At 50.5% G+C, this 16,170-nt stretch carries 11 protein-coding genes; all 11 read right to left on the bottom strand.

The features are described from left to right. Positions 1-2: 2 nt before the first annotated feature. A complete protein-coding gene (locus tag BLL41_RS13445; protein WP_071578307.1) occupies positions 3-1,511 on the bottom strand; it encodes an extracellular solute-binding protein in 1,509 nt (502 codons plus the stop codon). A gap of 122 nt (positions 1,512-1,633) precedes the next feature. Further along, positions 1,634-4,207: an exo-rhamnogalacturonan lyase family protein gene (locus tag BLL41_RS13440; protein WP_071578229.1), complete on the bottom strand. Its 2,574-nt coding sequence runs from the start codon at positions 4,205-4,207 to the stop codon at positions 1,634-1,636. A gap of 44 nt (positions 4,208-4,251) precedes the next feature. Then, on the bottom strand, positions 4,252-6,246 hold the full coding sequence (gene yesZ, locus BLL41_RS13435; protein ID WP_071578228.1) for a beta-galactosidase YesZ: 1,995 nt from the start codon (positions 6,244-6,246) through the stop codon (positions 4,252-4,254). A 5-nt stretch (positions 6,247-6,251) separates the two neighbouring features. Beyond that, a complete protein-coding gene (locus BLL41_RS13430; RefSeq protein ID WP_071578227.1) occupies positions 6,252-6,905 on the bottom strand; it encodes a rhamnogalacturonan acetylesterase in 654 nt (217 codons plus the stop codon). Between the two features lie 52 nt (positions 6,906-6,957). Continuing rightward, positions 6,958-8,796 carry a rhamnogalacturonan exolyase gene (gene rhgX, locus BLL41_RS13425; protein WP_083428013.1) on the bottom strand — a complete coding sequence of 613 codons (1,839 nt, stop codon included), beginning with the start codon at positions 8,794-8,796 and terminating at the stop codon, positions 6,958-6,960. Between the two features lie 46 nt (positions 8,797-8,842). Beyond that, entirely contained in the window at positions 8,843-10,687 is a 1,845-nt protein-coding gene (gene rhgW, locus BLL41_RS13420) for a rhamnogalacturonan lyase (RefSeq protein WP_071578225.1), read from the bottom strand. Positions 10,688-10,825: 138 nt separating this feature from the next. Beyond that, complete coding sequence (locus BLL41_RS13415) at positions 10,826-11,452, bottom strand: YesL family protein (protein WP_071578223.1); 627 nt, start codon at positions 11,450-11,452, stop codon at positions 10,826-10,828. After that, on the bottom strand, positions 11,449-12,111 hold the full coding sequence (locus BLL41_RS13410) for a YesU family protein (protein WP_071578222.1): 663 nt from the start codon (positions 12,109-12,111) through the stop codon (positions 11,449-11,451). The genes BLL41_RS13415 and BLL41_RS13410 overlap by 4 nt, the downstream gene beginning before the upstream one ends. Beyond that, a complete protein-coding gene (gene rhgT / locus BLL41_RS13405; protein ID WP_083428011.1) occupies positions 12,104-12,802 on the bottom strand; it encodes a rhamnogalacturonan acetylesterase in 699 nt (232 codons plus the stop codon). The genes BLL41_RS13410 and rhgT overlap by 8 nt, the downstream gene beginning before the upstream one ends. Before the next feature lie 13 nt (positions 12,803-12,815). Continuing rightward, entirely contained in the window at positions 12,816-15,101 is a 2,286-nt protein-coding gene (gene yesS, locus BLL41_RS13400) for a transcriptional regulator YesS (protein ID WP_071578220.1), read from the bottom strand. Positions 15,102-15,124: 23 nt separating this feature from the next. Next, complete coding sequence (yesR, locus tag BLL41_RS13395) at positions 15,125-16,159, bottom strand: rhamnogalacturonyl hydrolase YesR (RefSeq protein ID WP_071578219.1); 1,035 nt, start codon at positions 16,157-16,159, stop codon at positions 15,125-15,127. Positions 16,160-16,170 lie beyond the last annotated feature (11 nt).

The following is a 16,170-nucleotide window of genomic DNA, read 5'->3' as shown; positions in this document are numbered from 1 at the left end:
GTTTATTTTGACGATTGATACAATTTGTTCAAGTCCTTCATCAGGTCACTGCCGCCGCTTTTTTTCCAAAGCTCCACCGCATCCTCAAACCCTTTTTCATCAATTTCTCCAATGATAAATTGTGTTCTCGCGTCGAGAATGATGTTGTCAAGCTGGGCTCCTTTTTGGGTATAAACATCAGATACAAGCGACTCAGCCGGGTTAAAGACGGCAATTTTTTCTCCTTCAGTTATGATGTCCTTGCGATGCTGAAAGAGCTTGGTTTTCTGGTCTTCGATGTAATACTCGCTTTTCGGGATCGACATGCTGAACTGTGCCAAGCCTTCATGCTCATACAGGAGGGATTTGTTGTTTTTTTCAAGTGAGGTGAATACGCCGTCCTTGAGCTCGTAATTGCGCCCCTCCACTCCGTTGTTCGTGAGAATCTGCGCTTTCTTATCATTCATTTTATCGAGGAAGGACAGCACCTCTTTCAGCTCTTTTTCGGTTTTGACGCTTGATTTGGGTATCGCGATCATGCCTGAATAACCGGATGTCGGGAAGGTGCGCTTGCCATTCGGCCCCTCAAGCGAGCCGACGATATCAATCACATCCTTGTTCGACTCATCCGCCTCCTCCATCGCGCTTTGGATCTGAGACGCTCTGGAGCCTGTATCAACGATGACACCCGCTTTTCCTTTCACAACAGGATCATTCCACTTTGCTGAATCCATGACCGCAAAGTCCTTATTGATCAAGCCCTCATCGTACAGCTTTTTAAAAAACGTGAGCGCGTCCATATATTCCTTCGTTGTAAAATCAGGAATCAGCTTTCCGTTCTCAACGCCGTAGCGGTTTGGCGCGCCGAACCAGATTTGCAGAACATCCCATGGGCTTCCGTTGCCGAGCCCCATCCATTTCGGCACGACCATGCCGTACGTGTCATCCTTGCCGTTCCCGTCAGGATCTTTTTCCTTAAAAGCTTTCAGCACTTCATAGAAATCATCAAGCGTTTCCGGCATATCCAGACCGACATTTTTCAGCCAGTCGGTTCTGATGATCATACACGCTCTGATCAGGTCCCTCGTTCTGTAGATTCCGTATACCTCGCCGTTCACCGAGCTGTTCTTCAAAATCTTTTCATCTGCCTGGCTTAAATTCTTGTAGTCTTTTAAATAAGGAGACAGCTCCCAAAACGCCCCTGCTTTGACAGACTTGATAAAACCGGCTGACTTATCTTTAATGACAATGGCATGAGGCATCTCTCCGGAAGCCATGACGATGTTGAATTTGTCGTTGTAGGATGAATCAGGCACCCATGTGACCTTAATCTCTTTGCCTGTGTATTTTTCGAGCGCTTTTAATGAAGGGCTCTTTTCACTCGGGCTTTCCGGAGATAAGAGCGGCGCCATAATGTTAATCGTGTCTTTTGAACCGCCTGCTTGACTGGATGTTTCCGAATTGCTACATCCGGCGATCATTATGGCAGCAAGCGGCAAGGCCAGCCATTTTTTTCGCATTTTTATTTTCATGATGCGTAAGTCCCCCTTTTTTTCACTTTGCATTTCCCCTTTGCCCCTCTCAATATAAAGCGCTTACATAAATTCTTGCAATCTTCATTTTTTGCTTCATTTCTCCTATGAAATTCCGGCTGTTATCCTTTTTTGCCCGATGTTTCTTTTTTTGCCGGAAGGGAATCTCCGATCAGTTCCAGCGCTGCTATGACGTTTAAACACCATTGGGAGACGGTGTTCGTTGTCACCCATGGAAGCTCCTCCAGCTGCGTCCATGTCTCGATGCGTTCCGGTTTGATCGGAAGCGGCGTATGGCTGAGCTTATCATCGAGCAAAAGATTCCATGCGTTGGCGGCGAGATGAGGATCTTGTTTTTTTCTCGCGGCGTAGGCTGTCATGGCAGCGGCGAACATCGGCCAGTGAAAATGCCCGTCATGAAGAGCGCCGCCGCTTTTTTTTCGTTTTTCCTCATCACTGAGGGTGTAAAATTCGCCGAATTCACTCAGCATTTCCTCCCATTCCCGGTCATCAAGAAGCTCAGCCAGCTCCATCCATACTTGCGGCGCGCCGAAGGCAATGATCATATGATATCCGCCCGCAATGCCGTCTCCCATGTGATGAAGCATCGAAGTAGCCGGATCATATTCAAATGTCGGGCCGGATAATAAGCGGAGCGGCAGCTGCTTCAGACAGTTGATTCCCGTTTCGATTTTTTTGAGATATTCAGGATTTTCGGTACGCTCCCATTCCGCCAGCCAGTTCGAGCAAAACGCCGCCCAGTCCGGCCCCGTTCTGGCATGAGTCGGGTGCTTGCCTTTCTCGTAAAAAGCGCGCATCGGATCGGTTTTGACAAGGGCATAATCGGCATCCTTCACTTCTGTCAAAAGATCTCCCGTCCGCTCATCACCCGTCAGATAATAATAGAATTTATAAAGGCCGGCCATGCTGATTCTCGCTTCCTTGCAGCCGCATCCCCAGTGCACAACGTTATGCCGTGAGCCAAGCCCGGCGTATTCACCGAGGTGAAAGCTGTCCGTTTCACTCGTGTGGCGGGTCATGGCTTCTGCCATTCGGAAGATATCCTCTCTGCCTGAGCGGAAAAACGCCTGCCACAGCCATAGGGTCGGAACGAGCTCATTGTTTTGCCATGCGTATCCGCCGAGATCGTACCGCCACATGTGCCGAATTGGATCATACGTATGCATGACATCGCCATAATGCCAAAATCCGTACCATTTGCGCTGCTCTACTTCCTTTTTATAAAACAGAAAGGCGGCGTCAAGTTGTTCTTCCAGCTCTTTTTTAAACGGATGAGATGTGTCAATGATGCTCCAAACCCCGAGCGCTTTTGATTCGTAATAGACGTTTGGCTCGCATACCAAGAGCGGCGGCGCCTGCCATTTGTCAGCGAGCGCATTCAGGACATCATCAGACGGCATGTGCGCAAAGCACGCCAGGCTGATTTCATTTGTGTTCGCAATGCCGGTCGGATCAGAGCGCATTTCATCAAAGCCTTCATACGCGCTGGCCACATGGGTATTTCCTGTATAATGCCGCAAATCCATCGCTTCTCCATCCGGGGGCCATAGCCAGACGGTCATTTTTGGGCGGCTGCCGGCAAGACCTGTGATTTCCAGTGCTGACGGATATTTCTCAAAGAAATACCGCAGGCCGAGAGCCACACCGCCATTTACGCCGCCCGCATAGCACAGTCCCTTCGCCCGGCTGCCATGCAGCATGCCGACCCACGCATAATCTTTTCCGGTCCGTTTTGACAGGCTGTAATGATCGCTAGAATCCTGAACAAGCTTCACATCGTCCCATACCGCATTCTGTGTTCCGTGCGCAAACCATTCCTTATGCTCTTCATCTGGTGACAGCGTTTCACCCTTGATTTGTTTTTCATAAAGCGGATACCGTTCATTGAATTTACGTGTGCCAAACAGCTGGGCGGGTTCTTTGTACATCCCCTTCTCTCCCGCAAAACCAAAATGGCGGTTGTACGTCTCTCCCTCCAAAAAAAGGTCAAATTCGATACCGAGCCCCTTAATGAATTCTTGTTTACCGCTCCTGTCAATAAGCTGCGTGTGCACAAGGCCGATCTCAGACAGCCCGGCATAAAACGTCAATCGGATGACAAACGGCAGCCATTCTTCATTCGTTTTATGGAGCACATGCACGCCCTCGATTTTGACCACTGCTTTGACAGGACCGCTCTGCTCAATCGCCGCCTGTTTGATAAGGCTGACAGACGTTTCTTGAAAAAGAACCGTTTCCGCCGCCGACTCTGTTCTCGTTTCTCTTATAGCAACAAGCCTCCCGCCTGCGGCGATCGGCTTTCCGTTGATCTGCAATGATTGAATGAAATCAGAGCCTGTTTTATGAATGGTACAGACGAGTGCTCCTGTATTCACTTGGATGTCATGCGCTGACTCGTGAATGCTGATCGGTTTTGTCGGCTGCGGTGCTTCTCCTTTTTGTACTGTAAAGCTTTGGTTCTCCTGACCGCCAAACACCGCCGCGTGCTTCGTCCACTTGATGCTCCCGTCAGGCCAATAGGCCGACGGTTCGCTTTGCACATATCGGATTTCCGCGTTTTCACTTATAAGCGCCAGACGGTCTCCTTTTTTACATTCTCCTTTTTTCCATGGCACGCCCCACGTCACACCGCTTGTCACCTTTGGCTGTTCTGATAACCATTTGATCCTTTTCATCGGTCCTCTCCCTCCATAGAAAAAAGCTGATTCGATGCAAAGAATCAGCTGTGATTGTCAAACTGAATTACACGGTATTCATGCGGTCCGACCGCCAGCCTCCCCGCCTTTTCCAAACGTTTTTTCAACAGATCCGTTCCCGCTTCCGGCAGTGTCACGCTTCCGCCTTTTCCATCCATATTCACGATGATCCATACTAGGCCGTTATCGTCTTTGCGCGGGACAACGATCGTGCCGGGTGTCACCTCCGATCGGACAGCAATGGCTGCCTCAGCAGCGTAATGCCTGACGAGCGCTTCCAGCATCGCATCCCCTTCTTTCCCGGTTGGAAGCGAGCCCAGCATGACGATTTTCCCCTCGCCGTAATTCCGTTCCGTCAAAAAAGCATGGCCCGCCCCCGGTCCTGATTCAACCGTGCCAAGGGTGTTTCCGCTCTCTGTGTCAAACACTGCGCTCCATAGTCCGAGCGGCGCCGTGATGCCAAACGCTTTTCCTGTATTCACGTTCTCATTCATCGGAAAGGTGAACAGCGTTTTGATCCCAGACGCTTCCTCAAGTTCGCCAAGTCCGCAATCGGTATGAATCGTATGCTCGCATGTGCGCCCTCCTGTCAGCGGGCCGGCGATCCAAATGCCGCCGGCTTCAGCGAATGCCGAAGCCTTTTTGATAAATTCAGAAGACAAATACGGCACAAATGGTGTAAGCAGCAAACGGTAGCCGTCCAGCGGAGCGCCTTCTGGAATGAGGTCACGGTGAATCCCCGTGTTGAGAATACGTTCATAAAAATGCGTCACAAGCGAACGATGCCGGAGTCCCCGGTGAGGCTCAGTTTTGATAAATGCTTTTGCTCTGTCAGAGTACGTCATCGCCGCCTCGGCTTGAACGGGTTCAGTCGATAGAATAACAGGCTCGATTTCCTTTCTTGCCCGCTCAACAGCCAGCACATTTTGGTAGCCGATAGTGGGTTCGCCCCAGGCACTGAGAACCGAACCGTGGGAAATCTCGCTGCCTGAACGTTGCTGCCGCCATAGCCAGTAGCAAAACCCCTGGCTTCCTAAGGCGTAGGACGATACGGCTTCGGCCTGCAAATACCCGTCTGCGTGCGGGTAAGCGGAGCTTTCAAGCGAGGCAGCATACGACGGACTCGTTTCCAAAATCCAAAACGGGCGCCCCTGTTTCAAATTTCTCCACAAATCACAGTTCAGTAAAAAAGCAGAAGCGTTTTCCTGCGAAGCGTACGTGTCATAGGAGGCAAAATCGAGATTCTGAAACATTCGCTCATTGTCCACATTGAACATGACAGATCCGTTATGCGTGATCGGCGCATCTGAATAGCAACGGATGATTTTGGCCTGTTCATCCGCAAACGAAGCGATCATCTCCATCGAAAACAGCTGATACATGGTGCTTAAAGAGGCGTGATGCAGAAACGGGGCAGGTCCCGGCTGCGGCACTTGCTCAAACGTCTGATAGGTTTCGCTCCACACATCGGTTCCCCATGCTTCGTTTAACCGCTCAATCACCCCGTAGCGATTTTTGAGCCAGTCATGCCATAAGCGCAAGCACGTCTCACACATGCATTCTGCAACATGGCATTTAAACTCATTGTCTAGCTGCCAGCCGATCAGCCCCGGGAGACGGCCAAGCTCCTTGGCGATGGCTGTCGTGATGATGGCGGCTTTTTTTCGGAAGTACGGGTTGTTCGTACAGGCGTGCTGACGGGAGCCATGCCCCATGATCTCTCTTTTTTCATTGACATGCATGCGTTCGGGCCGTCCGTGTGACAGCCAAATCGGCGGGGTAGGCGTCGGCGTGCACATGATCGTCTCGATGCCGCTATCATACAGCTGGGAGATGATTTCTTTGAAAAAATCAATGTCAATTTTTCCTTCTTCAGGTTCCATGACAGACCAGGCAAATTCGCCGATCCGCACAACATTCACGCCAACTTCACGCATGATGTCAATGTCCTGCTGAATCGTCTCTTCATCCCATAATTCCGGATAATAGCAAGCGCCATGATATAGTTTACTCCTCACATTCTTCACCCTTCTTTGATGATCGATTCTGTCAATGGCAGGCCGAGCTCCTTCATGCCTTTTGCCACAAGTTTCGCCATTTCATTTGCGCCTTTCTTTGTAAAGTGCGTGTAATCGTTAATCCCTTCTGAAACCATAAAATAGGTGTACACTTTTTCCTCGCCCTTCTCAGTAAAGAAAGCAAGGCTTTTCTCCATCAGATCTATGAGCTGGACATTCTCCTCAGCAGCCGTCTGCTTCATGGCAATGCAATAATCAGGAAAATCATTCAAAAACACGCCGTTTTCGTAGTGAAATCGGGCTACGGGGGTAATGAGAAGCGGATGGGCGCCTTTTTCCCGCGCGCCGGTGATGTACTGTTTTAAATATTGTTTATAGGTAGTATAGGGCTCGGTGTAGCGCTCCGGCTTATTTTTCGATGCGTCATTATGGCCCATCTGCACAAACAGCCAATCATCCGGCTCGATCACATCCAGAATCGCCTGAAGCCTGCCCTCTTCCACAAATGTTTTCGAGCTTCTTCCCCCGATCGCTCTGTTGATTACTTGAATATGCTCCGGCAGATGCGAGCCGAGAAACTGCCCCCAGCCCCCTTGATTTGTGCTGTCTCCATACGTTTGAACAGTCGAATCGCCGGCAAGATAAATATGATTTGCCATTTTTTCATTCCTCCTCGTTTTTTATACGGCTGCTTCTTATCCCTTAGTCCTCCTACATCGGTGCCTCAGCTTTACTGCCCGCTATGTACAAGGCGGGCTTCGGCGGTTTTTTCATCCCTGTACCGAGATAAAAGCTCGTGTGCGGCGGCTGGTTGTAGGCGGTATTCTGCCAGGCGATGCCGAGCCTGTAAACCGGATCGTGCATCAGCGTGTAAAAACGGTGGCGAGTGAGATGTGTCGTTGTATAGATACGGAGTGCGCTGCTGTCTTCCGTTCTCCATATCACTTCTTCCCGCCAGTCCCCGAACAGGTTGGCCTGAAGAACCGGGTTTCCTTTCGTGCCGTTGTTGGACAACACGCCGGCCGGCTGAAATATCGTCTTCAGACAGCGCTTTTCAGCATCCCATTTTTCAATCTTTGGCCTGCCAATCGTTCCGTCCCAGTCATGATCAAGCAGTTCTCTGACCAAATCTCCGTCCCACCAGATAGCGAAATTGGCTGAAGCGGGCGCTTTGTCGCTGATTTTTTCTCCTTTGCTCGTATAAAGCCCATACGACATGCCATCATTGCCCGGGGGATCAATTCCCCAGACGAGCGACCCTTTGTAGCTTGGATCAATATGAGCCGCCATGCCCCGTCCAACATCAGTTCCAGCGTGGATGCCCCATAATATCTCACCGGTTCCGGCATCTCGCAGTGACAGTCCGTACGGCTTCGCGGCATCCTCATGCACTTGGAACACTTCAAGCCCTTTTCGTGACGGATCCAGATCCCCTACATGCATCGCGTCTCCGTGTCCGAGCCCCGTTGAGTACAGGCCGGTTCCGTCATGATCGACCGCCATTGCGCCATATATGATTTCATCCTTTCCATCTCCGTCCACGTCTGCCACGCTCAAGCTGTGGTTCCCCTGTCCTGCGTACGCTTCATATCCCGGGTGGTTGGAGTCAAATACCCAGCGTTTTTTGAGCCTTCCGTTTCTGAAATCGTATGCCACGAGCACGGCTCTCGTATAGTAGCCGCGCGCCATTACGAGACTCGGCCGTTCCCCATCCAAGTAAGCGATTCCGGCGAGAAAACGGTCCATACGGTTTCCATAGCCGTCTCCCCAATCCTCCAGCTTGCCGCGGGGCGGTTCATATTCCACGGTCGTGAGCGCTTCACCGGTTTCTCCTTTAAACACGGTCAAATATTCCGGGCCGGATAGGATTCTGCCCTGTTCGTTCCTAAAATCGGCATGCTCATCGCCGATGATGTGTCCTTTCCCGTCTGTTGTGCCGTCGGCTGTTTTCATGACGATTTCTGCTTTTCCGTCACCGTCCAAGTCATAAACCATAAACTGGGTATAATGCGCGCCTGCTCTGATGTTTCTGCCGAGGTTGATGCGCCATAAAAAGGTGCCGTCCAGTTTATAGGCATCTATGAGCACCTCACCGGTATAACCGTCATGAGCGTTGTCTTTTGAATTGGACGGATCCCACTTCAGAATCATTTCATATTCTCCATCCCCGTCTACATCTCCGACACTGGCATCATTGGCGCTGTAAGTGTACGGCTTTCCGTCCGGCGTCACACCGCCTTCCGGTTTGGCAAGCGGAACCTCAAGGACATTTTCCTGCCAAACACGAGCTTCCTTGGAAAGCTTTTCTTCCCGTCCTTTATTAACAGCCGCCACTTGATAAACAGAGTCTGCCGTTCCGTTTTGGTCGAGAAAATTGGTGCTGTCAGCGATAGGCTCGCGGGTGATCCGCTTTCCATCTCGATAAAGGTGAAAAGCCGTCGTCTCATGATCTGTTCCGAGAAAACGCCAGCTGACAAACACGCCCTGTTCTGTCTTTACCGCAATCAAACCTCTGGTCAAGTATTCCATTTGCCTCTTTTTTGGTTTCAATTTGATGGGAATGGGCTGCGCGCAGCCCGTTCCTTCCCCCTTTCAGTTAAGGCGTATACATATTCGGTTTTGGCTGTTCCGCCATGCCGTCTCCTAAAAAGAAGCTTGTGTGCGGCGGCTGGTTATAGGCGACATTTTGCCAGGCGATGCCAAGCCGGTACACAGGATCATGCATCAGCGTGTACAGTCTGTGCTCAGTCGGAATGGCCGTCGTATAAATGCGGAGCGCACTGCTGTCCTCCGTTCTCCACACCACTTCCTCACGCCAGTCACCAAACAGATCAGCCTGAAGTGACGGCGTTGCTTTTGTACCGTTGTTAGCGGCTGCGCCTGATGCGGTCAGCACATTTTTCGATACGCCGTTTTGATAATCCCATTTATCAATTCGGTTGCTGTCCAGCTGTTCTCGCAGCTGGTCGCCGTCCCACCATATTCCGAAGTTGGTCGAGGACGGAGCCCCGCTTCCGATTTTGGTCCCTTTCGCTGAGTAAAGGGAACCGTTGGCCCACACTTCCTGCCCCGGATAACGCGGGTCGATATCAGCAGCCATTCCGCGGCCTACATCCTTGCCGGCATAAACGCCCCAAAGGATTTTTCCAGTTGCCGCATCACGGAAGGTTAAGCCGTATTTGGCGTTTTTGTCCTCATGTACTTGAAACACCTCAAGCCCCGGCCGGCTCGGATCAAGATCCCCGGTATGGAGGGCATCCCCATGCCCTAAGCCGGTTGAGTACATGCCTTTGCCGTCATGATCAACAGCCATTGAGCCGAAAATAATCTCATCTTTTCCATCCCCGTCAACGTCCGCAATGCTCAGGTTGTGATTCCCTTGTCCTGCGAACGCTTCATTTCCTGACTTTGAGGAGTCAAGCGTCCAAAGCTTTGACAGCTTTCCGTCCCTGAAGTTATAAGCGACAAGCATGGTTTTAGCATAATACCCTCTAGTCATGATCAGACTCGGCCGCTGTCCATCAAGGTAGGCGATGCCGGCGAGAAAACGGTCAACACGGTTGCCGTAGCTGTCTCCCCAATCCGATACATTGCCGCGTGCCGGCTCAAAATTTGCAGTCACAAGTTCTTTCCCGGTTGCCCCCTGAAACACAGTAAGGTATTCCGGCCCTGACAGCACACGCCCCTGTTCATTTCTGTAATCAGCATTGGCATTTCCAATCACTTTTCCAGTGCCGTCTTTTGTCCCGTCCGCCGTTTTCATCGCCACTTCCGCTTTTCCGTCACCATCAAGGTCATACACCATAAACTGGGTGTAGTGCGCGCCCGCTCTGATGTTTTTGCCGAGATTGATCCGCCATAGCTTCGTTCCGTCAAGTTTATAGGCGTCAATCAGCACGTCACCCGTATAGCCATCCTGCGAGTTGTCTTTTGAGTTAGATGGGTCCCATTTCAGGATTAGCTCGTATTGCCCGTCACCATCCACATCGCCAACACTTGCGTCATTGGCGCTGTACGTGTAAGCTTCACCCTTTGGTGTCGTGCCGCCAGCCGGTTTATCCAGCGGGACGGAATGATACGGCTGCGCCCATACGGAGGCTTTTTCAGATGCCGCCTGTTCGGTTCCGTTAACGACGGCCCGAACCGTATACGTTGAGCCGGCCGATCCGTTTTTATCCACATAATTCGTGGCTTTGACAGGCGCAGCATTCAGTTTTTGCCCGTCTCTGTACACATTGAACAAAGAAGATGCGTTTTCGGTTCCAAGAAACCGCCAGCTGACAAAAATGCCTCCATCCGTCTTGACCGCTACAAGCCCCCGGTTCAGCGCTTCCATCTGCCGCGCTGCCCCTTCAGCTTTCACAGGATATACAGAGGCTCCCATCACCAACAAGACCAATAACATAACAGCGGTAAACATGCGTTTCCTTCGTGTAATCATCAGACAGCTCCTTCTCATTTATCTGTAAGCGCTTACTTAAATTGGATTTTATGCGCTGTGTGAGCTGTCTTCAATTTCACTTTTTTGCATCTGCCTATTTCGGACACTGCACTTTTTTGCGTATGTGTCATTTTTTTGTTACCCGGCTTGGTGATGCTGGGCCTCCGCCTTTTGAAATCCCCTAAAAGCAAAAAACATCATCACAAGCCCAAATAAACATGGGCCGTAAAATGGAATGAGGCCGGGAAGCGTATACAGCAAATAAAGGACAAATCCGCACCCGATCAGCATACAGCAGGTCGTCATCGGCCTCATGGCGCCAAACAGCAGCGCCTGCGGAATATATTTGCGAAGCGGGAGCTGGTAATGCACATAAAGGGGAAACACATACATCAGCGCAATGATATACAATAGCCCCGCGAGCAGCGTGCAGCTTGTTACGGCAAAGGACAGCCAATCCGTACTGGCCGAAAAATAATGATAGTTCGCGGACAATATGAGCAAAAGAGCCGAAAACGCCAATCCGATCGCATTAACTTTGAGAAACTCTTTTTTATAGGTATCGAGAAATAACGGAAATACCGGTACATCCTTTTGCCCCATCAGCCATTTTCTTATAACGGCACACATCGCGGCTGTGCTCGGGGCCCATCCGAAAAGAACGCCGCCCAAAAGGGTAAACAACAGCCACAGCCCGTTGAGCCATGCGATTTTCACCACCGCTTCGCAGCCTGCATAGAGCGCATCCGTTACGGTCGTCTTCATCTTCTCACCGCTTGATGTACGGCAAAATCCCTGTAAGCGGCTTTCATGGGCGCCATCTGCCGGAACCCGATTTTTCCTTTTGTTAATACAGGCCCGTATGTGCTGCCGTCGTCCATCCACTCAAGAATGGGCAGATCATTGATTGAAAAGTGCACATAGCCTTTGTCTTTAATGAGCTTCATACGATACGGAGAATCAGCGTCGTCTGGAGAAGGCAGCGGATCGGCTCCCATTGCGGCGAGGTGGAAACCGCGGCTTTTTCTTAAATTGCAGGTGCGGAATGCTCTTTCCTCCGGGTATTTTCTGCGGAAATACGACAGGTGTAGAGTATTGATGTCCCCTGAATGATACTCGGGGTATTTTCCCGTTCTTTTCTGGAGACTTGGATCAAATAAATCCTCGCTCCCAATCCCCGTAGCGGAAAAAAACAGCATACACAGTCCAGGCTGCTCAATCGGAAAGAAATCCCATGTCACCATGATGCCGTCTGGAAAGGTTTCCGGACACCAAAAGACAAAGTGCGCTTCGTCCTGGACATGTGACAGGTGCAAGCTATGATCATCAAATGAGATCTGTCCGCCTCCCTCCATCCGCCAGTCCTTCACATCGCTTTCTGACCGGAGCGGATTGCGATACAGGCAAGCGCCTTCCTTATACATGTTCTTTTCCCTCCCGGCTCACAAGATGGTCCTTAAGCGGAAGTCCGAGCTCTTCAATGCCTTCTGCCACAAGCTTCGCAACCTCCATTGCACCTTCTTCTGAAAAATGCGTATTGTCCTCAATGCCGTCCGGGTAATTCGGATGTTCATTCGGCTGAAACCAAACGAACAATCGCTTCGACTCCTCCGGCCCGTATGCTTCATACAGAACCTTTGTTTTCGCAAGCAGATCAATCACAGGTACATCGAGCTCCTTCGCCAGTGCTTTCATCGCATCTGGATACTCACCGAGCGTATGCTCAATCCGTCCGTTTTCATCAAAGCGGCGGCGCTGCACCGATGTGACGAACACAGGATGCGCGCCCTTTTCGCGTGCCGTATCTGCAAACAAGGTAAGAAACTGCTGAAATGTGGAGTACGGCTTCGTCCCCCGCGGTTTTTGGTCATTGTGGCCGAATTGAATCAACAAATAATCGCCTTGTGTGATGCGCTCGGCAATTGCTTGAAGCCTCCCTTCCTCCACAAAAGAATTGGTGCTCGCTCCTCCTTTGGCGTGATTAAGCACCACTACCTCTTCAGAAAACAATTGCCCGATTACCTGCCCCCACCCCGCCATCGGCGCTTCATTAGGCGGGCAGTCACTCACAGTGGAATCCCCGGCCAAAAATACTTGAATCGGTTTCTTCATCACATGTTCTCTCCTTTCACGGCGTTTCCTGATACATTTGCCTGAAGACACCCGGCGGCATGCCGACCTGTTTTTTAAAAATCCGGTTGAAGTAATTGTGGCGGTAGCCGACTTCTTCTGACACGTCATGAATTTTTTTATTCGTATTGACCAGCAGTTCTTTCGCCTTTTCGATTCTGATCTGGGTCACATAATCGATAAAATTAATGCCAGTCACTTGCTTAAATGCCTTGCTTAACGTATATGAATTCATGCCAAGCGCATCGGCACAGCTTTCCAATGAAATATCCGCCATATACTGTTCGTGAATCATCGCAATCACACGTTCTACCAGCTGCTTTTGCTGTCTGTTTTTTCTGCCTTCAAGCTTGGAAAGGTAAGGCCTCACCACTACATCCAGCAGCCAGGCCGCCGCTTCATTAGGTTCGCGTAATTCTGAAATATCAAGAAACAGATTCCGGTGCTGAAACAGTTCGCTGGGATTGAGCCCGGAATGCAAAATATCCTCCTGAATGCGGGAAAACAGCTGAATCAGGGCGGAATGCACATGCCTGTCTATGGCCGCCTTTTCCGCCAGTTCCTTCATACATCTATTTATCAGTTCCTTGGCTTCCTGTTTTCTTTCCAGCCGGATGGCCTGAACAATTTGTTTTTCCAGCTCAAAAGGGTAATAAGGAGCGAACTGCTCATCCTGAGGGAAGTCGGCCTGCAAGTCAATGACCTGATCCCGGTTGGCAAACTGCCTGCGGGATTTGCCGCTTTTCACATCCTGAAATAAAGAAGGGATTTCCGTGACACGATCCGTCTTGCTGCTCAATGTCGCGGTCAGGCTTAGTCCGGTTACATCCCCAAATTGGCGTGCCAGCTCCGTTATATACACCTTGAGATCAGAACTGTTTGTTGTCATCACAAGCATGGTGACAGAAAGCCGGCCGATATCAAGTATGAAGAGCTGAAAAACGCGTTTAGCCGCCAATTCCTCAGCGATATTAGTCAGTGTAAACACAGCGAGCTGTTCATCATCACAACAGAAAATGCTTTTTTCACAGAAGATTCCTGTCAATTGAAGATCCAGCACATGAAACACGTTTTCGCCGATGTTCCAGCCGGCCTCCTCCATCCGAGATCTGAGACTTTCCTCGTTGTCATAGTAAAAATCACCCTGCAAGAGGTGCTGCAAAAAACTCTTTTTCATATGGGGCGTCTGCCGCAGGAGCTGCTCTTGGAGCTTCCGGCTTTCAAGGGATAGATCCTGCCATCTCTTTTCAATCCACTTGAATTCATCCTGTCCGGATGCCTGCCATACTTTCTTCTCTCCACCGTTAAACAAGCCAAGCAAATGCTGGATGGGATGATAGATTTTTTTTGATGCATACCATGTCATGCATACTGCCAAACCGATGCAAATGACAAGCATCAAGAGGATCACTTTGGATAAAAACACCATCGGCGCTGTAATGGCAGAAAGAGGCGCCGCTGAAACAAAGGTCCATTGCTGATGCATTCGGTTCATTTCTCCAAAGGAGACGGAATACACCTTGCCGTCCCATTCCATCTGAAAATGGCCTTCCTCATTCGGCTGTTTTTTTACCTCATGAAGCAAAGTCTTTTCAAAATCTTTTTCCCCCTCATGAAAGAGAACCTCTTGACTTTGATCCAAAAGCAGCGCACTGCCATCAGGATAAGGGGACAAGCTTTGCAGGATCGATTCCATTTCTTTCAGATCAACCGTCAGCATGATCGCGCCGAACGGTTTCTCCGCCGCGCCCGGAATGAGCTGGATCAGCTTCGCTTGATTTCCCGACCGTTTCCAATAAATGCTTTGGTCTGAGGCAAGCAGCGAGCGATACTTGCGAAGCGCCTCCTGTTCTGTCAAAGCGCTGTATTCAGGGCTCAGCACAAGTGGCCGGGGGCTGTTCAAAAAGATGGAAGCCTGCTCGATCAGCGGCTGCTGGTCCCGCAAAAGAAACAGCTTTTTCGTTAATTGATAGGAGAACGTAAAGTCTTTCTCCAAATCTCTCTCGGCCAATCCGTTCATCAGCGAAGAATCGTATGCCATCTGGGTGAGAGCCAGCTCAAGCACTCCCAGCTTCTCATCCATTCGGCTGACCTCACGCGCCACCTGTGCTTCATGCGATCTCTGCAGCTCTTTCTCCACCTTGTCGATCGAAAGAAAATAGATTGCGCCGCCAGTCAGCAATCCGGGAATACAGGCAATCAGCAAAATGAAGAAAAAGTTTCTTTTGAAATACGTTCCCTTCCAGTGAGAAACCCGTTCCTTCTGTTGAGGCTGTTTTTTCATCCCTTTCCCCCCGCCGCTGGTCTTTACTGATACACGCGTTTTTTCGTTCTCAACACATCAGCAAGAAACGTCAGCGCAAGCCCCTGTCCCCATCCTTGTATTCGTTTGCAAGGCACCTGTTTGTATCCTTCGGCATTTTTCATGACGGCTGTCCCGGCCGATACCTTGCTGACCCGTCCGTCCTCTTCCACCGCATCCAAAATGGCGGCAAGCGATTTCTGCACATATTTTGTATACAGCTTTCCGCTCGACAGCAGAGCAGAGGCAATGCCGGCCGAGGCCGAAACCTCTAGATAAGAATCCGGATCATCCAAAATCGTATGCCACAGCCCTGATTCATCCTGAAGCCGGACAAGCGCGCTCAGCTGGTCTCTGAGCGATCCGTCAATGATCATAAAGGAAGGATGCGTCACCTCAATGAGCGGGAGCGCCTTTGCCATTGTGAGTGCCGCCCAGCCGTTCGCCCTGCCCCAATAAATTCCCGACAGATGATTTTGCGCTTTGTTGTCCCAGGCGTGGTAGTACAAATTCGTGACAGGGTCCTGAAGCACGTCCTCATGTCCGTGAAACTGGCGCAGACCATCTTCAAAATAATCCTCACGCTCCATCACGCGCCCGATTCTCAGCATAAACAGCCCCGCCATCATCAGCGTATCCGCCCATGCCTGTTCAGGGAATACGTATTCTGCCGCATTCACCGTATGCTGAAGGATGCCCTCGCCAAAGCGCGGCGCCTTATGCAGCACATATTCCGCCATCTCGCCCGCTGTTTCCAAATACATGTCATCACCCGTCACCTTGTGGAGGAACAAAAGCGTATGCCCGATAGAAACCCCATTGATCGAAAGCGGCGGCAGCCCATCCTCCAACTGTTCATCCACCCACGTTTTTAGCAGATTGATATATTCCTCGTTTTCCGTCGCTTCGTAGGCCTCCGCCACGCCGTAAAACGCGACGCCGCCCGGCCAATCCCACGCAAAATCCATCTGAAATGTCCGTTTCACGATCCGATCAATGACGGACGCCACCTTTTCTTCATCAAAGATAAGCTGTGCCATCTGCAACACTC

Origin of the sequence: Bacillus sp. FMQ74 (assembly GCF_001875785.1) — a bacterium.
GTDB classification, from domain to species: Bacteria; Bacillota; Bacilli; order Bacillales; family Bacillaceae; genus Bacillus; species Bacillus stercoris.
This window is presented reverse-complemented; position numbering and strand designations above follow the sequence as displayed.

Excerpts from the sequence above, each read along its gene's own strand:
- BLL41_RS13445 (WP_071578307.1), bottom strand. The coding sequence starts at position 1,511 with ATGAAAATAAAAATGCGAAAAAAATGGCTGGCCTTGCCGCTTGCTGCC.
- BLL41_RS13440 (WP_071578229.1), bottom strand. The coding sequence starts at position 4,207 with ATGAAAAGGATCAAATGGTTATCAGAACAGCCAAAGGTGACAAGCGGT.
- BLL41_RS13430 (WP_071578227.1), bottom strand. The coding sequence starts at position 6,905 with ATGGCAAATCATATTTATCTTGCCGGCGATTCGACTGTTCAAACGTAT.
- rhgW (WP_071578225.1), bottom strand. The coding sequence starts at position 10,687 with ATGATTACACGAAGGAAACGCATGTTTACCGCTGTTATGTTATTGGTC.
- BLL41_RS13415 (WP_071578223.1), bottom strand. The coding sequence starts at position 11,452 with ATGAAGACGACCGTAACGGATGCGCTCTATGCAGGCTGCGAAGCGGTG.
- BLL41_RS13410 (WP_071578222.1), bottom strand. The coding sequence starts at position 12,111 with ATGTATAAGGAAGGCGCTTGCCTGTATCGCAATCCGCTCCGGTCAGAA.
- yesS (WP_071578220.1), bottom strand. The coding sequence starts at position 15,101 with ATGAAAAAACAGCCTCAACAGAAGGAACGGGTTTCTCACTGGAAGGGA.
- yesR (WP_071578219.1), bottom strand. The coding sequence starts at position 16,159 with ATGGCACAGCTTATCTTTGATGAAGAAAAGGTGGCGTCCGTCATTGAT.